Origin of the sequence: Olivibacter sp. 47 (assembly GCF_030372825.1) — a bacterium.
GTDB classification, from domain to species: Bacteria; Bacteroidota; Bacteroidia; order Sphingobacteriales; family Sphingobacteriaceae; genus Olivibacter; species Olivibacter oleidegradans.
This window is the reverse complement of record NZ_JAUCNR010000001.1, coordinates 3,218,266-3,236,783: the sequence shown is the minus strand read 5'-3', so window position 1 is coordinate 3,236,783 and position 18,518 is coordinate 3,218,266. Positions and strand designations below refer to the sequence as shown.

General features: G+C 40.0%; 18 protein-coding genes. 15 read left to right on the top strand and 3 right to left on the bottom strand.

Annotated elements, in window-relative coordinates; genetic code table 11:
• Positions 1-2: 2 nt before the first annotated feature.
• The 8 genes from QT327_RS14050 to QT327_RS14015 all read left to right on the top strand — a co-directional run bounded on the left by QT327_RS14050 (position 3) and on the right by QT327_RS14015 (position 6,944).
• Positions 3-254 carry a hypothetical protein gene (locus tag QT327_RS14050; RefSeq protein WP_289553122.1) on the top strand — a complete coding sequence of 84 codons (252 nt, stop codon included), beginning with the start codon at positions 3-5 and terminating at the stop codon, positions 252-254.
• Positions 251-1,333 carry a hypothetical protein gene (locus tag QT327_RS14045; protein WP_289553121.1) on the top strand — a complete coding sequence of 361 codons (1,083 nt, stop codon included), beginning with the start codon at positions 251-253 and terminating at the stop codon, positions 1,331-1,333. The genes QT327_RS14050 and QT327_RS14045 overlap by 4 nt, the downstream gene beginning before the upstream one ends.
• On the top strand, positions 1,317-2,615 hold the full coding sequence (locus QT327_RS14040; protein WP_130855965.1) for a condensation domain-containing protein: 1,299 nt from the start codon (positions 1,317-1,319) through the stop codon (positions 2,613-2,615). The genes QT327_RS14045 and QT327_RS14040 overlap by 17 nt, the downstream gene beginning before the upstream one ends.
• 74 nt (positions 2,616-2,689) lie before the next feature.
• Positions 2,690-3,145, top strand: coding sequence for a hypothetical protein (locus tag QT327_RS14035; protein WP_157622258.1), 456 nt, complete (start codon positions 2,690-2,692; stop codon positions 3,143-3,145).
• Positions 3,146-3,236: 91 nt separating this feature from the next.
• Positions 3,237-4,577 carry an APC family permease gene (locus QT327_RS14030; RefSeq protein ID WP_130855967.1) on the top strand — a complete coding sequence of 447 codons (1,341 nt, stop codon included), beginning with the start codon at positions 3,237-3,239 and terminating at the stop codon, positions 4,575-4,577.
• 75 nt (positions 4,578-4,652) lie between these two features.
• Positions 4,653-5,192, top strand: a complete 540-nt coding sequence (locus QT327_RS14025) for an SAM-dependent methyltransferase (protein WP_289553119.1) — start codon at positions 4,653-4,655, stop codon at positions 5,190-5,192.
• A 121-nt stretch (positions 5,193-5,313) separates the two neighbouring features.
• Positions 5,314-5,820 carry a hypothetical protein gene (locus QT327_RS14020; RefSeq protein ID WP_289553118.1) on the top strand — a complete coding sequence of 169 codons (507 nt, stop codon included), beginning with the start codon at positions 5,314-5,316 and terminating at the stop codon, positions 5,818-5,820.
• Positions 5,821-5,972: 152 nt separating this feature from the next.
• Positions 5,973-6,944 carry a helix-turn-helix transcriptional regulator gene (locus QT327_RS14015; RefSeq protein WP_289553117.1) on the top strand — a complete coding sequence of 324 codons (972 nt, stop codon included), beginning with the start codon at positions 5,973-5,975 and terminating at the stop codon, positions 6,942-6,944.
• Here the strand turns inward: QT327_RS14015 and QT327_RS14010 are convergent.
• The 3 genes from QT327_RS14010 to QT327_RS14000 form a co-directional block, all read right to left on the bottom strand.
• Positions 6,937-7,785 carry a heme ABC transporter ATP-binding protein gene (locus QT327_RS14010; RefSeq protein WP_455566123.1) on the bottom strand — a complete coding sequence of 283 codons (849 nt, stop codon included), beginning with the start codon at positions 7,783-7,785 and terminating at the stop codon, positions 6,937-6,939. The genes QT327_RS14015 and QT327_RS14010 overlap by 8 nt on opposite strands.
• 9 nt (positions 7,786-7,794) lie before the next feature.
• Positions 7,795-8,730 carry a FecCD family ABC transporter permease gene (locus tag QT327_RS14005; protein WP_289553115.1) on the bottom strand — a complete coding sequence of 312 codons (936 nt, stop codon included), beginning with the start codon at positions 8,728-8,730 and terminating at the stop codon, positions 7,795-7,797.
• 103 nt (positions 8,731-8,833) lie between these two features.
• Positions 8,834-9,670: a heme/hemin ABC transporter substrate-binding protein gene (locus tag QT327_RS14000; protein WP_013666954.1), complete on the bottom strand. Its 837-nt coding sequence runs from the start codon at positions 9,668-9,670 to the stop codon at positions 8,834-8,836.
• A gap of 208 nt (positions 9,671-9,878) precedes the next feature.
• Between QT327_RS14000 and QT327_RS13995 the strand changes: the two genes are divergently transcribed.
• The 7 genes from QT327_RS13995 to QT327_RS13965 all read left to right on the top strand — a co-directional run bounded on the left by QT327_RS13995 (position 9,879) and on the right by QT327_RS13965 (position 18,055).
• Positions 9,879-12,230 carry a TonB-dependent receptor gene (locus QT327_RS13995; protein ID WP_289553114.1) on the top strand — a complete coding sequence of 784 codons (2,352 nt, stop codon included), beginning with the start codon at positions 9,879-9,881 and terminating at the stop codon, positions 12,228-12,230.
• Positions 12,231-12,329: 99 nt separating this feature from the next.
• Positions 12,330-13,088 carry an HmuY family protein gene (locus QT327_RS13990; RefSeq protein WP_130855974.1) on the top strand — a complete coding sequence of 253 codons (759 nt, stop codon included), beginning with the start codon at positions 12,330-12,332 and terminating at the stop codon, positions 13,086-13,088.
• 23 nt (positions 13,089-13,111) lie between these two features.
• Positions 13,112-13,915 carry an HmuY family protein gene (locus QT327_RS13985; protein ID WP_149105706.1) on the top strand — a complete coding sequence of 268 codons (804 nt, stop codon included), beginning with the start codon at positions 13,112-13,114 and terminating at the stop codon, positions 13,913-13,915.
• Positions 13,916-13,929: 14 nt separating this feature from the next.
• Positions 13,930-14,895: an SGBP N-terminal domain-containing protein gene (locus tag QT327_RS13980; protein WP_289553113.1), complete on the top strand. Its 966-nt coding sequence runs from the start codon at positions 13,930-13,932 to the stop codon at positions 14,893-14,895.
• 57 nt (positions 14,896-14,952) lie between these two features.
• Positions 14,953-15,549 carry a hypothetical protein gene (locus QT327_RS13975; protein WP_013666949.1) on the top strand — a complete coding sequence of 199 codons (597 nt, stop codon included), beginning with the start codon at positions 14,953-14,955 and terminating at the stop codon, positions 15,547-15,549.
• A gap of 174 nt (positions 15,550-15,723) precedes the next feature.
• Positions 15,724-16,710, top strand: a complete 987-nt coding sequence (locus tag QT327_RS13970) for an SGBP N-terminal domain-containing protein (protein WP_289553112.1) — start codon at positions 15,724-15,726, stop codon at positions 16,708-16,710.
• Between the two features lie 49 nt (positions 16,711-16,759).
• A complete protein-coding gene (locus tag QT327_RS13965; RefSeq protein ID WP_289553111.1) occupies positions 16,760-18,055 on the top strand; it encodes a S41 family peptidase in 1,296 nt (431 codons plus the stop codon).
• Positions 18,056-18,518: the final 463 nt, after the last annotated feature.

The following is an 18,518-nucleotide window of genomic DNA, read 5'->3' as shown; positions in this document are numbered from 1 at the left end:
CCATGCCGGATATTAACGTATATAGGAAAGAACGACCGCTTCTTTTTTTAGAACGAACGCTGGTTGGAGATGGAACTGAACCATTTAATGGCGTATTCGCTATTAGGTTGAAAGGTAAAATAGAACATGAATCTTTGGCCGCAGCCTTAGCCAAATTGCAAGCTAAATACCTTCAGCTTCAAATGGCAATCGCAGAGATTACATCACCAAAACCCTATTTTTCATCCCTGACACCATTAGTCCTATTCCATTGACTGTAAAAGAGTGGCAACATGCCAATCAATGGCAGGAGGAAGCGTTGGCGGGACTTAGACTTAAATTTGACGTCGTGAAAGGGCCTATGTTTCATGTTAGCTGTTTGTCGAACCATGTAACTTCAGATCTTATTCTGTCTTTCCATCATTGCATATGCGATGGCGGAGGAGGCGTACTTTTAATACGTGAATTGCTGACTTTTCTCGATGGCAAAGAATCAAATATTGACAAGCAAAACCGATTGCTGCGAATCGATGATATCATCCCTATAGAAGTTCGTAAAAGTAAGATCAATCAAGTAAAAACCTCCTGTTTGTCCGGCCTTCTGAAAACCGCTTTATCTATATCGGCTATCTTTACTTCTACCAAGAACAGTGGCACCTTAACCAGAAGCCGGGATTATTTGCTCCATTCAAAATTAGATCGTGAAAGCACCTCAATCTGGGTTTCCATATGTAAAAAACACGGCGTTACGGTAAATACTGCAATTGGCTTGCTCCTGCTTAAAGCTTATGAAAAAGTGGCTGGACCAGAGTCAAAAAACAAAATTTCCTGTCCCGTAGATATCAGGAAGTTTGCTAAACAAATAAGAGAAAATCAGCTCTTCTCTTTCGGGATGGTACTGACATTAACCAATAAAAAGGCGAACCATAAATCATTCTGGCCTGAAGCACAAATACTTCAGACCGTGGTGGATAAACAAATAAAGGCATTAAAACCTTACGAGTTTCTAATGACCTTCGAAAAATTACATAGCGCTCTGCCCCGCATGATAAAAATGCTGACTTACGGAAAGGTTGGAAATGACCTTATGTTTTCAAATATTGGAAGAATACCATTACAAAATGAATATCAAAATTTCTCGTTGGAAACAGTGTTTAGCCCTATGGTAATTGGTCCTTTTGCTAATCCTTCTACCATTATCTGCTCAACCTTTAATGATGAATTGGACTTTTCCTTCGTATCAAATGAAGGCTTTTTACCTCAAGAAAAAGCAAAAAGCATTATTGAATTTGTACGAAATGAGATGATTTTATTAATAACCTCAGCAAAGAAAAACCATGATAACACAACGTAGATTATCTGTTGGAGAGCGGATCATGTATGTGGCCGAAACAGAAGCCATCAATTGCATTTTTCCATTTAGCTTAAACGGTTTGTTCAATCAGGACCAAATCCAAGCGGCACTCAATAAACTTCAACAAAAGCATCCACTTTTACGTGCCGTCATTAAACAGGTAAATGGGTATCCATCGTTTATTTTACCGGAAAATGCACCGGTTATTCCGATCACGATATATGATCGGTTCAATGAAACTCAATGGTTAAATTTAATTAAGAAAAGCTGGCAAGACTATTTCAATGTAAGTCAAGGCCCACTTGCTAAATTAATATGGATACGCGGCAATCCGACGTCGGATTTTATACTTATTTGTCCACACTGCATAGCGGATGGTGTTAGCATTACGGCCGTTTTACGAGAGTTCCTTCTTTTGCTGGATGACGTTAGCAAGGATATCGGTGAATCACAAGCCTTGGTTGGAAATGATTTGGTGTCGCATAAATTATCCACTATCAGAAGAGTCCAACTAAATTTGAAAGCTTTGATAGGAAAGTGCGCTGCCCATCTATTTTTACCAAAGCAGCTGGATAAGAGCAAAACAATTGACTTGAATAACACCTATATGGTGCGCCACCGCTTTTCATCAGTTGATACCCGAAAGCTCCTTACTTGTTGTAAAAAGAACCAGGTTTCTTTATATACATTAATGTCGGCGGTATTTTTTGATGTTGGAGCGCACGCTTTTCCCAAACCAAAAGGGAAATTAATATGCCCTGTAGACATCAGAAAATATATAACTAGTTTAAAAGAGGACCAGCTTTTTGCTTTTGCGCCAATTGTTGACCTTAAAAGTAGCAAAAATACATCCGTTTGGGAGCATGCTAAAGATCTAAAGCAACAGTTACAAGTCGGTTTAACCAAAATCAATGCTAATGAAGTTGCCTACATAAATGCACATTTTCAATCCATCGTTCTCAAACTATTAAATCATTTACGAGTAAACGAAGGCTCACATGATTTTACCTTCTCTAACATGGGCAATCTAGCGATCCCCTCACATTTTGACAAGTTCACGGTTGAACAAATCTACAGTCCGACTGTAGCATTCCCATGGAAAAACCCGAACACGATGGTAATGAGCACATATAACAACGTTTTAGATATAACATTTACTTCAAATGACGCAGTGTTACCCCAAAAGGATGCGAATCAATTTTTAGAACGGGCAATACAAAAACTCAGCAGTCTAATAGAAGAAGAGACGATCCCTACACCAATTAATACGGTTAATTCATGACGACGCATCCAGCAAAAAAAATAAGTGAATATAAAGCAATCCGAATATTCATTCGCAAAAAGCTTATTTGGTATATGTTACCTAATTTAGTATTCAACGGTTTCATTCCTTATTATAGTTTTGAGAATCCTGCTTCTGTTGCACTTTTTAAAGGAGAGTTCTGCTTCGCTCGATTTATATTACCCATGGCTTTATTTATTCCGTTGGCGATTACCGTTGATTTTCTGAAAAAGGCGACTGAATTTATAGTAGCTACTCCCTTGGGCCTGGAAGGAAAATTAGATAGCTTAAACACCTCTTTGTTTTTACGATTAGGACTTTACAATGGTTTAACGTCATTAGCAATTACCTTTATTGGATTACTGTTTATCCACTATATCGTCCCTCCAAAGTATACCTTTGACGGTGCGCTACTGGCTTGTTTTAATGCAGTTTTTGCTTGTCTGATAGCCGTTTACTACACTTTTTGGAGTACCCATAAACTGAATTCGCTAATACAAAAATCCGGTACGGAAATAAAAGGTCAATAGAGGCTTTCTTTACTTCTAAAAACAATTGGCAAGCAAAGTTTGTATTAAAGCAGAGGCTTATATGGTTTATACTCTTTAATTTGTCTAATACGTGCCCTGGAAATCAATAGAAAATGCCAGCTTAAATGACAAGCCCCGGAAAACGCTCGGCACGGTAGACGCGGTCGCGCTCATCGTGGGAATTGTGATCGGAGCCGGCGTATTTAAAACACCTTCGTTGGTGGCACTCAATACAAGCAATGACACCTTATTTCTTCTTACCTGGTTAGTAGGAGGAGCGGTTTCCCTTATAGGAGCATTGAGCTATGCAGAATTGTGTGCTACCTATCCGCATACAGGGGGCGATTATCATTTTTTATACCGTGCATACGGAAAACCTCTTGCCTTTTTATTTGCATGGACAAGAATGGTAGTCATTCAAACAGGATCCATTGCGTTACTTGCTTTTATTTTCGGTGACTATGCAACGCAATTTTACACAATCGGCCCCTATTCTGAAGGAATGTATGCCCTTGCGATCGTTATAACACTAACCATTCTAAATATACTGGGGCTCACTTTTGGTGCTATCGCACAAAAGCTTTTTACGCTGTTGGAAGTAGGCGGCATTGTATTGATTATCATTGTCGGTTTGTTCGTTACCCCTACAATAGAAGCGTCGTCTCTGCCGATTAAATCCGATATATCTACCTCTTCTTCTTTAGGGATGGCAATGGTGTTCGTACTATTAACCTTTGGTGGATGGAATGAAGCCGCCTATATTTCGGCTGAATTGAAAACGGGGGCTAAAGGCATGGCTAAAGCGTTGGTTTGGAGTATTTTGATCATTACAATTGTCTACCTTCTTGTCAATTACACCTTTATTTATGTCTTAGGACACGAACGAATGGCTTCTTCCGATGCGGTCGCAGCCGATTTAATGCGGTTTACATGGGGAGAAAATGCAGCAAAATTTATAGGCCTGCTTGTTGCCATCTCCGCATTGACTTCTGCAAACGCTACCATCATTACAGGAGCTCGTTCAAATTATGCACTCGGTCAGGATTTTCCCTTTTTTAAGAGTTTGAGCCAGTGGAATCATCGAACGTCTACCCCTGTTAAAGCCTTAATAATACAAGGAATAATCGCTACTATTTTAGTGTTGTTAGGATTAATGACTCGGAAAGGTTTTGAAACGATAGTTGACTACACGGCACCCGTCTTTTGGTTCTTCTTTTTGTTAGTCGGCGTGGCAGTATTTATTCTAAGAAAAAAAGACCCTCAAATAACACGCCCATTCAAAGTTCCACTTTATCCGGTGCTCCCCGCCATCTTCTGTATAAGTAGCTCCCTGCTCCTTTATAGCAGCTTAGCCTATACCGGTGTGGGGGCTATGTTCGGCGTATTCGTATTATTTATTGGATTTATCGTTTTCAGTCTTTTTCGAAGGTAACAATTTTGAAAAAATAAAAACTATTGTTTTTTCAAAACGTTAAGAAAATCAAGTTGTTAACTAAAATTCAATAAGATGAAGGCAATTACAGTTCTTTACGGTATGTTGATGCTGGCATTCATGGTTCCAATTACCATGCAAGCCCAGCAAATGATCGACAAGGATGTTCCCTACGTACCTACTAAACAGGAGGTGGTGGAAGCGATGTTGACCTTGGCCAATGTAGGGCCAAACGATATGTTATATGATTTGGGTTGTGGGGACGGTCGTATAGTAGTAACAGCCGCAAAGAAATTCGGCGCCAAAGCTGTGGGAATTGATATAGATCCGGAACGTATTCAAGAAGCACGCGAAAATGCACAAAAAGCAGCTGTGGAGAATAAGGTTGCCTTTTTACAACAAGATCTGTTCAAAGCCGATTTCAGTAAGGCTTCGGTGGTTTCGCTTTATCTATTGCCTTCTGTTAATATAAAGTTGCGTCCAAAATTACTCCAGTTAAAACCTGGAACACGCGTTGTTTCACATGCTTTCGATATGGGTGACTGGAAGCCCGATAAACAAATGGTAGTGGGTAACTCAACTATTTATTTGTGGACAGTTCCTGATGTCAAATAGTTTTACACTTTTAAGTTTTTTGTAAGGAAGAATATAAATAAATTGACAATCAAATTTTGATTGCCTATTTTGCATACTATTCAACCAAATTAAGTATGCGAGTTTCTCTATTTTTTTGCTTTTGTTAGTCATTTTGACCCATGGATGCACTCAGTCAACCAATGACAATCAGGAGAAAATTTCGAGTTTAAATGGCGATATCTCATTACCCGCTCAAATTAAAAAATTAAACGGCACCGATATACTCTATATTATTGATAAAGAGAGTACATTAAAGGATACCCTTATAGACAACGTACAATGCTGGAGAGCAAATGGGGATATGTTCTTTCAGATCGATCGAGAAAAGTATCCCGTTTATATCTATACAAGCTTAATGAAATTGGAGGTAATGGCGCCGTCAACCTTTAGAATAGCTGCTTATGATCATGATCAGGGACAATCTGTTGAGTCACTAACCGGAAAAATAAAAATAAGCAAAAATTATAGTTCTCCTTTTCCGGAACCCGATACGCTACAGGAAAACAACCTATACATGGTAAATAAAAGCATCGATTTATCTGAAAAAGAAGATCTTGAGGATAAAAGACTGCAACATTGGTGGAAAAAAGTTAATGAAAACCAATAATAGCCTTTTAAACAGTTTATAAACAAGACCTATAGCCTCGTCGTAACCGACAAAGAGCATTTATTAGTGGCAAGACCAATCATGAAATATATTATTTAGAATAAGTATAAATTAAAGTAATAGCTTATATTTGTGAAAATAATAGCCAAATCATGATTGTAAAAAGTAGAATTGAAGGCTTACAGGATTGGTTATTTATAGAAGACATACCCGACACCTGTCTTCCAAATAGCCCCCTGAACGAAAAAAAGACCGTCATAGAACGCCATCCTATTCATATGGCCAACTATCAGCTTTCTACCGGCGGTCTATTCATTCTTTATTCCGAAATGAGTTTCAAAGGGCCGGTTCGCATACATACAGAAGTTCAAGGCGAAACCGTTACAAGCCAATTTGTATTCTATCGGCATCAGGATAACAGAAAAATCAAGACATCTTTTCATGGCAGGGGGCGGCATAATGTACGCTACATACCTTCCTTCGTAGAAGATTACGAGCTACAATCGGGTACTGAATACGATTACTTCCTGGTTGTTTTATCAAAAGATTTTTATTTCAGGCTGATTGCACCTGAATCCGTTTTACATGAAGATTTTGTACAAAAGATCAATAAGGGGCAATACACATCTTTTGCTCACGACGACATGTTTGTTACGCATGAAATGCTCAAAGTTATATCCGAACTGAAAGACAATAAACGTACCGGTGAATTACGCCGCATCCATACGGAGTCCAAAATATCTGAGCTGCTTGTATATCAACTAGAGCAGCTAAATGACAGCTTTATAGAAGAAAGAGAACCATTAGCTAGTGACGACGTTGTTAAATTGCTTAAAGCGAGGGCTATTCTAGACGAACGCTACGCACAAGCTCCAACGCAAAAGACCTTAGCTGAAGAGATTGGCATGAGTGAATCCAAACTGCGCCAGTCATTTAAAGATTATTTTTCAATTACCATATATGATTACTTAACGAGGGTTCGGATGGAAAAAGCCCGGTCATTTTTACTGGATGAAGGCAAAAGTATAGCCGAAGTAGCCAATGCAACCGGATATAACCATCAACAGAATTTCAGTGCCGCCTTTAAAAAATATTTTGGGATCGCACCGAGTGATATTAGGTAGTAACCTCCGTATGATCAATCGCAACTGGATAAAATAGCGAGTTGAAACGGTTAATATCAAGATTTATTTGTTTTGGAATAACTATTGGCTGCAAGGTTCTTTTATTAACCATCACATCAACTTCTGTGCTAAAAATAGTGTAAATATGGCTAGGTGTCAAAACCTCAACCGGCGTACCATCCAGCCATTTTCTGCCACCCTTTAGCATGAGGATACGATCAGCGTATTGTGCTGCCAAATTGATTTCATGCAATACAGCAATAACCATATAACCCCGTTGGCTAAATGCTCTGGCAATTGCCATTGTCTGTTGCTGGTATTGAGGGTCTAAAGCAGCAACAGGCTCATCCATCAATAAAAGGCTTTCGGGTTGATCCCAAATTTGACACAGCACTCGGGCATATTGGACGCGTTGCTGCTCGCCACCCGAAAGCGATAGATAAGACCGATCTACAAGATGGCTGATACCACATACCTCCATCGCTTCCTCCACAGCAATGAGATCTTTTATATCCGGGCGAAACCTAAAATGTGGATACCTTCCCATAAGAAGAACTTCATTAACTGAGAAGTTTAAATGTACACTATTGTGTTGCTGGAGAATTGTCCTTTTCTTGGCCAGTTCTTGCGGTAAATAGGATGACAATTCCTTATCAAAAAGTAAGACCTTACCTGATGTTGGCTTTTTTTCTCCACTCAGGATATTTATTAAGGTCGATTTTCCGGCGCCATTCGCACCAAGAACGGCCAGTAATTCTCCTGGTCGGATCTGAAAGCTGATGTCACGCAGCAAATAATGTTTTCCAACCTTATAGTTCAAGGCAGTGGCTGTAAGCATAATGAATTTATGTTAGCTAAAGAGTTTTTTCTTCTCTTTAATAAGTATAAACAAGAAAACAGGTGAACCCAAAAGGGCGGTAATTACGCCAATCGGCAATTCAATCGGAGCCGCTAAAATGCGCGCCAGTACATCCGCTACGGCCAAAGTAAGTGCGCCAAATATTGCAGATGCAGGTAATACAAACTTATGATCAACTCCCCCCACTAAACGAATAATATGCGGCACGAGTAAGCCAACAAAACTGATAATTCCGGATACAGCTACCGAAGCGCCAACAGCCATCGTGGCCAACACCACCACTTGCATCTTCACCCGGTTAGGGTTTAATCCCAAAATGCTAGCCTGTGTCTCGCCCAAAGAAAAGGCATTCAATGATTTTCCTAAAAACGGTAAGATAATTAAAGGAATTAGAATGAAAGGAGCAGCACTCCCCACTGTCTGCCAAGTGGCTCCACCCAAACTACCCAGCATCCAAAATGTAATGGTACGTAATTGTTGTTCGTTCGCCAAATAGGTCATTAGCCCAGTCAACGCCGTAGCAAAGGCATTAATCGCGATGCCGGCAAGTAACATGGTGGCTACATTGGCACGACCGTTGGTCCGTGCTATATTATATACCATGAAAGCGACGACACCAGCTCCGATAAAGGCTCCGAATGATAATAAATAATATCCAAACAGACTACTTAATCCCGCAAGTAAACTTAATTCCAATGTGATGACAATAACCGCCATAAGAGAAGCACCCGCGGAGATGCCTATCAAGCCAGGTTCTGCAAGTGGATTACGGAATATCCCCTGAATGGCAGCACCGGATATACCAAGTGCAGCTCCTACAAGTAGTCCCAATAGTAAACGCGGAAGTCGGACAATATAAATAACGCCTTCACTGGTCGCATCCACTTGTCCTTTGAAAAAACCTAACAGCTTAGCCAAAATTGTCATCACTTCACGCATGGAAATCTGAAAAGCTCCAAGTGTTAACGAAAAAAAACAATCAACACTAGACCGCTGATCAGTAAAGCATATATAACTGACTTTCTCATGTTCACTTTACCAATTCCTTATGTAGTGCTAAAATCGCATCAGGTAAACGAACCGTAAAGTTTGTAAGAAGTTGACCATCCATATCAATAATGCGCTCGTTCTTACCGGCCTTGGTTAATTTGATGCCTGGCATCTTTAAAACGGAAGCCTTTCCGCCGAGGCTACTCAAACCGAAGTCAAACATCAGTATGATATCGGGATTAGCCCTTACCATAGCTTCTGTGGTATAAGGTTTAAAATCTGAAAATTCTTGAATGGCATTTTCTGCACCTGCTAATCTGATAATTGCATCAATACTACTGCCTTTACCTGCCACGCTCATTGTACCCGTACCTCGTGCATATATAAATAACACTTTCTTTTTCACTTGTTTAGACGCTTTGACTGCCGCTATTGCAGCTTGAAGTCGCCTTTCAGTTTTTTGGGCAAGTATCTTTCCCTTTTCAGGTATACCAAGTGCGTCTGCGACGGATTGGATAAATTCGATAGCTCCCCGAGAACTGTACTGTTGATCAAAAATAACTAAACGTATGCCGGTGGCTTTCAGTTGATGCTGTATTTCTTTGCTAACATGACCTTTTGGCGCTAGTATTAAGTCGGGCGCAAAAGACAATAAACCCTCCGTAGAAACCGATCGATTCCGACTGACCCGTGGCAACTGTTTGACATAAGCTGGATAAATACTCGTCACATCCGTCGCGACAAGCTTGGCGCCAAGCCCTAAGGCATCTACAGTCTCCGTCAGCGCACCACTAAGTGTTATAATCCTGTTTGGAATTGCATAACAGGAAGAAATAATGCAACCCATTAAAAAAGTAAGAAATAATTCTCTTTTCATATATGTTATTGAATACACGCAAAAATTACAACGCAAAACAAATGTTATTTAGAACAATTACAAAATACGAAAGCTTCATATTCAATGCATTCTTCCGTTTATGGCGGAATTCATACAAAATAAGGCGTTTCTCATACAACCTTTTTAATGGATTATCTCAACATTTGTATCATTATTTAGAATGATTAAAAATAATATTGAGGCAAAAATGCTCAGATTCTACATGTTTATGTTTTGCTTGTTTCCTTCAGTTGTATATGGCCAAGTCAAAGGGGGGCTAATTGGTTCGGTTTCTAACGAAGAGGGACAAACTATTGCTGCTACTTTAACTTTAAACCCCGATAATCATTTAATAGCGATAGAGAGTGATGGTTCCTTTAAAATCAATGATTTATATACTGGAACCTACACCTTAGCAATTACCCGTATAGGCTATAAAAGCTATACGCAATCTATAGACATCAAAGAGAATGAGACTACACATATAAGAATAATACTAATAAAAGACGAACATGCTTTAAATGAAGTAGCCGTTACCGATAAGCATATTCAAGAGGATAACCTTATCTCGACGATTAATTCGGCCATGCCGGTAACCGTTATAACACGTAGACAAATTGAATTGATGGGAAGTCGACGATTGGATGAAATATTAAAGGAACAAACGGGCATTGCCATCGTCAATAACATTGCCAGGGGAAACCGTTCGGTAGGCGTTCAGTTACAAGGTTTTTCTTCAGAATATGTCATGATTTTAATAGATGGACAGCCTATGGTTGGCCGTAATGGAGGAAGTTTTGATTTGTCGCGGATCAGCGTAATGAACATTGAACGTGTTGAAATCATCAAAGGAGCCGCATCCTGTCTTTTCGGAAGTGAGGCAATGGGAGGTGCCATCAATATTGTGACTCGCCATGGCGCCCTACAAACGCAAGGAGCGGCATCCTTACGTTATGGATCGCTTAATATGCTAGATGCCACCTTAGAAGGCGAAACACCTTTTGCATCCAATCGAGGGGAAGCCAGCTTATCCGCCAATTTCTATCACAGCGATGGATTCAATGTAAACAGTCGGTATCAAACTAGGGGTACTACCGTGCCGCCGTCAGACAATTATACCTTACAAGGCCGAGTGCGTTATCGTTTAAGTAAGAACACGAGCATTGGTGCAAGCGGGCGTTATGGATTGCGGGAATCGGTGATGACACGTGGATATGGAAGTGATACCTATAAAGATGATATGAATGAGGGCGATATCAACGCCTCAACCTATTTAAATACTTCTTACCAAAATGGCTTGCAATCCCTCAGCCGTTTTTATTTCACGCATTATACCTGGCATTCGAAAATCATATGGGATACCGGCGCACTGGGTGAGCAGAGCAATTTTTCACAATCCATCTTCCGCTTAGAACAGCAATTCGCTTATAATAGAATTACCGATTTATCATTAACCAGTGGCTTTGGCGGTACACTGGAAACGATGGAAGATCAATTACTTGGTGATGTTCCTTCTATGAAAAATGGGTTTGTATATGGTCAGGCGGAATGGCGGTTAACGAATCATCTACAAATCTTAGGGGGTGGTCGTTATGACTATCATGCATACTATGGTGGTCGCTTCAATCCTAATCTGGGGATTACTTATACTCCTGCTCACTTTGTAACACTCAAAGCGGCCTTTGGTACCGGCTTTAAAACACCCGATTTTCGTCAACGTTTTCAAATTTTCACTAATCCGCTCGTTGGCTACACGGTATTGGGAGCAGACATTGCCAGAACACAATTAACGGCCATGCAAGAGGCTGGGCAGCTGAGTGAACTGCGAAATTATACGTTCAATAAATTACAACAAGATGGCCTACAGGCTGAACAAAGCAATACTTTCAACCTGACTGCGACAATTGCTCCTTCAAGTACGTGGCAGGTAGAGCTGAGTGGTTTTTACCATCACATAAAGAACCAAATCAACAGTTTTCAGGTAGCCACGGCAGGCGATGGACAAATGATCTATTCCTATTTAAATCTTCCAAAGGTTAACAATAAAGGCTTCGAGGCTTCATTTTCTTATAGACCTTTACCGGATTTGGATCTTTCAATAGGTTACCAATACCTGGTTTCCAAAGACCTAAGCGTGAAGGATAGCATTTTAACGGGAAATTGGCCATATTACACTCTTCGCAATCCTACAACCGGAGAAACTTTTCGCTCGGAGACTTCGGACTACTGGGGATTGGAAAATCGCTCACGACATATGGCCAATCTCCGTGTCTTTTATAACTATCAGCCTTGGGACCTTGGACTTACTTTTAGGTTGAACTATCGAGGTAAATATCCTTTTGAAGATGCTAACGGAAATTACTACATCGATCGATTTGACATTTTTGTTAATGGTTTTTTGCTCTTCAATGCATCAATTGAGAAAAAGATATTTAAAAAACACCTGACTCTGCAAGTCACAGCCGAAAACATCGCTAATTACACCGATTATCTGATGCCCGGACAATTAGGCCGTGTCGTGTTAGCGGGAGTAACTTATCGATTTTTTAAAGAGGGATGATAAACTATGAACGAGGAATGATGAATATGGATAATCATTAACCAATAACAAACAGCCAATAACTAAAGGCTAAAACGAATACTAATAACTAATAACAACATGAAAACAATAAAATCAAGATGCCGGTGGTTCCGATACCTAAACTGGCTATTCGATGCCGATAGAAGATTATTTTTAAGTGTTGCTATCGGCCTATCGTTAATAAGTGGCTGCAGTAAAACAGATGAAGCAGTAACTCCAGGTTACGAAGATGGGAAAAGTACAATCATATATGACCTGGCAGGAGATACAGATGCATCCATGTCGAATGGTGTGGATGGTAAAGAAAAACGACCGTTTTATACTTTTCTTTATCGTCTAAGGGATAGGAGACAAATTTGGATACGTGATGCGGCCGACTCGGCCCGCTATTTTAAAACAGCCGAATGGGATCTGGCCTTCACAGGGCCTTACAATAGCGAGATTTATGTCAATAATGCCGGTGACGAATTTAATCCGGGATTTGAAGGTCCGGCAACACAGACCGCTGTTGTAAAGTACGACCGACCTTATGCTTCCGTAACCGAAGCCCCATCCGATGAGGTATTTAATCAAAGTAAGGTCGGTAAAATCGGTTGGGCATCAGGAGAAAATTCGAATGGTTGGTTCAATTATAGCCTTAACACGCATTTGGTAGTACCCATTAAGAACAGGGTATATGTCATTCGTCTTGCCAGTGGTAAATACGCCAAGCTTGAGCTTATTAATGTATACAAAGGTAATCCGCCATCAGTAACTGATCTGAACTGGCCGGCACCTTATTATACCTTCCGCTATTTTGTTCAAGAGGATGGGAGTAAAAATCTTACAACTAATTAGTCACTTTCAAAACATAGAAAAGTATGATACAAGTACCATATTCTTTAAACCGTAAATCACAGATAGTCTACATGATTTTTTGTCTTCTATTTACGATCGCTTTAGTAAACACATCTTGCTCGAAGGACAATACAAGCCCCGTGGAAGAACCGAAAGAAGAGGAGCCTGGTGAAACAGTCCCATTTTATACTTTGCAACGAGTGGAAAACCTAGCGATGGAAACAGACGATGAGAACCCCACCTCGGCAAAAACAGCCGTACTTTTCTCTTTGGAGGATAAGAAAGAAGTGCAGCTGACCTATGCAAAAACACAGCGTTGGGATGTTTCATTCACCCACCTGTATAACAGCTTCTTAGGTGCTAATAATGGTCAAAACAGCACTAGTAATGGATATGGTGGTGCCGGTCAAGGAGGGATTCTGGTACTTGAACAAGCCTTTGACGAAGTAACAACCATTCCGGCAGACAATCTATTTAAAACCGGAAGCGGAATCGTGGGCACCGATATTGCCGGGGACTTTGGCGAGGGGATAGGCTGGTATTTATATGATTTCAGTGGAACAATAGTAGGAGATGGAAGTTACGACAAACAACACGTGGCCTACGCACTTAGTAATCCTTTAACGTTAACGAATGGAACAGTCGTAAAAGCCAGAACCATCGTAATTCGCACAGCAAAGGGTAATTATGCCAAAATCAGAATGATCAGCTGTTATCAGGATGCTTTCACGTCTGATAAATGGTTTAGAAACACTCCCCATATGTTTTTCACCTTTGAGTATGTTCTTGTCCCCAAAGGCAGCACCACCTTTGAAATTAAATCCTAATCTATATATTTGAAATGAAACGAAAGTCAGCAAACCTATTTTTCATTATTATCGTTTTTCTAAGCCTCAGTGCCTGTACAAAAACAGCGGATCTTCCTCCACTTTCCAACAGTAAAATTGTAGCCTATAAAGTACCTGTAGCAGATGGTACTATTTTAGGAGCAATTGATGAGAGCGATAAAACGATTACTGTTTACTTACCATTTTATTATCAATTAGATGTTATCGATCCCGAAATAACCGTAGCCGATGGTGCCCGCTTGCAAGAGGAAGTAAAGCCTGTTGCTGTATTGGACAGTTCTATCACTTATACCGTAAAAGGGGCTGATCAGAGCACGGCTACGTATAAACTTATCATTGTGTTACAACAAATTGCTCCCTTAGTTATTCAAGAACTTTCGAGTGAAACGACTATTACAGCATGGGGCGTAGGAGCTTCTAACATTGTACTTCGTGGCAATTTTAACACCAATGATCCAGCCAAGATTTCAGCGTACCTAGTGAACGAAGCAGGACAAGAAACCGCACTTTCTGCCAATACCGGCATCGGTCCTGCCAACGTAACGGTCTCAATAATTGGCAACGAAAAGCTTTATACATTCGGTAACTTACAAATACCGCAAACATTAGATACGGGTTTATATAAGGTTAAGGTTAAGGTGCAGGCCTTATCAGCGGAAAGCCAGTATCCCGTACGGTTGACGTACCAGCAACCCGTTATAGATCATCATACCATTACTGTAAGGGGTGGGGATAATTTCACCATAAAAACGACTTCCAATGTCTTCCACGATTTTCGGGAATTTAGCATTATCGTAAATGGCAAAAAGGTATTACTACCAATCGAAAGCTATACGCGTACCGAAGCCGTGATTCGCGTACCCAACAGTGTACCTCCTGGACAATACTATCCGACAGCATTTTTCGGAACTTTTAGTCCATTCAGCACGAATTGGCCCATAACCGTTGTCAGTGAATAAGAAAACAATCCGGGCATTGCCTATTAGTTATATATAAGTTTAATTAAAAAAGAAAAAATGAAACAAAATATCTTAAAATCAATGGCAGCATTCGCCTTTTTAGCTTTAACATTTACTGCTTGTAATAAATCAGAAACAGCTGAGCCGAATTTGGCATTAGAACAAGAAACGGCGGTTATTCCTGTTGGAGGAACTGCAACGGGTGGCTTTACGAACACGGCTACCACGCCTTCGGCATCAGGCTGGGGAAATGTAGGATATAGCCTTTTCGATAATGCCGTTAGCACCAGTGGAAACGAGGTCGTATTTAACCAGAATTTTAACGGCAATATCACCGAGGCAAATGGCTATAATTTAGGTTACATAGATCTCCCTAGTGTAAGCAACGTATCGGCAATAACATTGGCTAATTTAAGTACAACCAATTGGAGCGTTACCACATTAGGAAGCAACGGCGCGGTAATCGGCTGGTATAACTATAACTCAAGCACCAGGACTATAACACCGGTAGCTAATCGTTATGCTGTAGTGGCTAATAACACCAATTTGAGCACCGCAACTGAGGTCTTCGTTGTGCAGTTAACTTCCATTGTAGGTACCGGAACCGGCCCTTACCACACGGACGTTGATTTCTCCACTAAAAGATTGAAATAAAACACCCTTCTTAAAATACTGAAACAGGGTCATACATTCGCGTGCAAACCCTATTTCAGCAGTATTTAGCAGGCTAAGCCTGCAAGTTTTAATAAATGCCCGGATTGTTCATGGTATTTATTGAGGCAAAGATAAGGAATAGAATGAAAAAAAAATTGACTTACAATTATTTACATGAAACCATTATATAGCTGTAAAAAAGAAATGTACCCTTTTAAAAATTTCGTAAAGCCTTGGTGTCTTGTTAGCTTAATATGTATTGCATTTTCTTCGTGCAAAAAGGAATACATAGATTATCCCTATGCGGAGATTATCAATTTCAGTATCATCGATGCCAACGGCGCTGTGCTAAAAGCAGCTGTTGACAATAACGAAATCATTATTTATTGGCCACCCGAGCAAGCTGTTCCCGAAACCGTGACGCCTACGGTGATAGTATCGGAGCGAGCTAATGTACAACCTGCCTCCAATACGCCGATAGCTTTTATAGACGGTACAAGTTTTACGGTTACTGCCGAAGACGGAACAGCCAAGGTATATAAACTAAAACGAATCATTAATGTACCGAAACCTTATGTGACGGACTTCAGTGGCATAACAAGTTACAACGATAAAAATTTCATATTAGTTGGTGATCAGCTTAGTTTCGCCGGAGATTATTTCAATACAACGGAAGGGCAACTGAAAGTCTTTTTTCTCACAGCAGATGGGCGAGAAGTGGAAGTACCTATTTCCAATAGTACATCGCTAAATATTTGGGCTATTCCAGATGAAATGACTGTCGGCACCTATACGTCTATTCGATTAGAAAGTGCTCCGTATACCATTACTGTAGAAAGAGATTTTGAAGTAATTGAAGATCCGCGGCCAAGTAACATACCCTTAAACGAAGCCATTACATTGAAAAGAGGAGAAGAATACAAGCTGGCGGGGAAAAACCTAGATAAAGTAACCCAACTGCTCTTGAATAATCAAAATTCCAGAACTTATATACCGGTAGAAATAGTAAACGTCTCATCCGATGAAATTACGTTAAGAATTCCGGTTGATTTCCCACTAAACACCTATCATTCGGTGCGATTTATTTATGCGTCCACTCCTTATTTCTCGGACACGATTAATACGCTTTCTTTAAACAATACTCTTACGGTGACAGAGTAATAGTATATGAATATCATTGAATGGCTACTAAAGAGAAAAGAAACAATTCATGCGTCTAATTAGCAAGATATTATGCTATCCGTTTTTAGTAACAATTCTTTTTTCCTGTAAAAAGGAGGATTTAGGATTAACAGACGAAGTAGTTTCGCCAACAACCGGTACACCGGTGGAGTTTACATTGGATTCTATTTTCCTTTACGCAAAACAAGTGTATTTATGGCGTGAAACTTTGCCCAGCTATACTGAATTTGATCCTCGAAATCGTTACGAGGCTGTCAGTCCTGAATTAAGGGCTTATAAATCGGAGTTATACGATATTTCACAGATGAACGTCAACCCTCAAACAGGCAATTCTTATGAGTTGCCTGTATATGCAGGCAGTCCTAAATATTCATACCTGGAACAGGGAACTCCAAACAATGGCATCTCAACAATGGCCACTATAGCGAACACCGGTTCGGAGTTCATGCCTCTATATAAGGTTGTTGAAACTGATAATAAAAAAATCGGCTATCTTTCCCTGGCCTCTTTTCCCGCTCTTACTGCCATTAAAGAGCAATTGAATGCTATTTTCGCTTCCTTCGCTAAAATAGGGATTACCGGCCTTATTATTGATCTTCGATCAAATGGGGGTGGTTATGTTGAGACTGCCGAATACCTGGCTAATTTAATCGTGCCTTCCAATTTAACCGGAAAGGTCATGTACAGTGAGAAATTTAATGACCTGATGCAAAATGGAAAGGCCACCATCCTTAAAAATCAATTATATAGAGATGCCAATGGTAACGCAGTGCGCTATAAAGGGCGTTTAGCTACCATGGCGGATGTGAACTATAGCAAAAGCTTCAATACCATTCTGTTTCAAAAAGCCGGCAATCTCGAAACGATTAACAATGTTTATTTTATCATTTCCGGTAATACCGCCTCAGCCAGTGAATTATTGATCAGTAGTTTAAAACCTTACTTTGATGTTAAGCTTATTGGCCAAAAAACATATGGTAAACCGGTAGGCTTTTTTGGTGTTCATATTGGTTCTTATACCATTTATCTCAGCAGTTTTATTTTGCAAAATGCCGTGGGTTGGTATGATTATTTTGAAGGGATGCAACCAGATGTGACAATAACTTTTTCTACCGATACTTCCTTGGGTAATCTAGATGAACCAGGATTGCATACCGCTCTTTCCGTAATAGGAGGTAGCTTCAACTCGAGCAGCTTTTCAAATCGAAAATCTTTTACAAGCAGTGGTCACGAGGATATGAACAAAGAAAATTCGTCTACAATTCAAACGAGCCTATCGGGAAATTATATACCTATATATAAAAAGCAATTCAAGCTGAAATAAACATTGCGCCAGTTGCCATCATGCTAATAAGGCCTTTACAGATGGGCTGGTAAAAGCAAGGGGAATTGAAGTGATATTGACTCAACGATTTCGCTGTTATCGCTTTGGTTTAATCCAAACATGCGCAAAACCGAAGAGCGAAACGATGAACTCATGAACTCCTTTGAAAACAAGTAAACGTGGTTAGGTTAAGGCGGTGCCCGTCGCTAAACTGATTTATTTACCCAAGCTTGAAGCAAACACAACGACAGTTAAGATAAAGGTGTGTAAGTTTACAGCAATAGTCGATTGCTTTCCAACAAAGTCGATCTAATTTGCAACAAAAGTAGCTGCGTTTGTTAGAAAAACCTTCGCTTTTGCAATTAACTTTCGTTAAGCTACAAAAGACTTAGTTGTTTTTATAGCAAAGGTTCGCAACTTTATTATAGTGTTCCATGGAGCTCCTATGAACATGGTTACAGCT

Coding starts and splice junctions, on each gene's coding strand:
- QT327_RS13975 (WP_013666949.1), top strand. CDS start 14,953: ATGAAACAAAATATCTTAAAATCAATGGCAGCATTCGCCTTTTTAGCT.
- QT327_RS13995 (WP_289553114.1), top strand. CDS start 9,879: ATGCTCAGATTCTACATGTTTATGTTTTGCTTGTTTCCTTCAGTTGTA.
- QT327_RS13965 (WP_289553111.1), top strand. CDS start 16,760: ATGCGTCTAATTAGCAAGATATTATGCTATCCGTTTTTAGTAACAATT.
- QT327_RS13990 (WP_130855974.1), top strand. CDS start 12,330: ATGAAAACAATAAAATCAAGATGCCGGTGGTTCCGATACCTAAACTGG.
- QT327_RS14015 (WP_289553117.1), top strand. CDS start 5,973: ATGATTGTAAAAAGTAGAATTGAAGGCTTACAGGATTGGTTATTTATA.
- QT327_RS13980 (WP_289553113.1), top strand. CDS start 13,930: ATGAAACGAAAGTCAGCAAACCTATTTTTCATTATTATCGTTTTTCTA.
- QT327_RS14050 (WP_289553122.1), top strand. CDS start 3: ATGCCGGATATTAACGTATATAGGAAAGAACGACCGCTTCTTTTTTTA.
- QT327_RS14005 (WP_289553115.1), bottom strand. CDS start 8,730: ATGACAATTTTGGCTAAGCTGTTAGGTTTTTTCAAAGGACAAGTGGAT.
- QT327_RS14025 (WP_289553119.1), top strand. CDS start 4,653: ATGAAGGCAATTACAGTTCTTTACGGTATGTTGATGCTGGCATTCATG.
- QT327_RS14000 (WP_013666954.1), bottom strand. CDS start 9,670: ATGAAAAGAGAATTATTTCTTACTTTTTTAATGGGTTGCATTATTTCT.
- QT327_RS13970 (WP_289553112.1), top strand. CDS start 15,724: ATGAAACCATTATATAGCTGTAAAAAAGAAATGTACCCTTTTAAAAAT.
- QT327_RS14040 (WP_130855965.1), top strand. CDS start 1,317: ATGATAACACAACGTAGATTATCTGTTGGAGAGCGGATCATGTATGTG.
- QT327_RS13985 (WP_149105706.1), top strand. CDS start 13,112: ATGATACAAGTACCATATTCTTTAAACCGTAAATCACAGATAGTCTAC.
- QT327_RS14035 (WP_157622258.1), top strand. CDS start 2,690: ATGTTACCTAATTTAGTATTCAACGGTTTCATTCCTTATTATAGTTTT.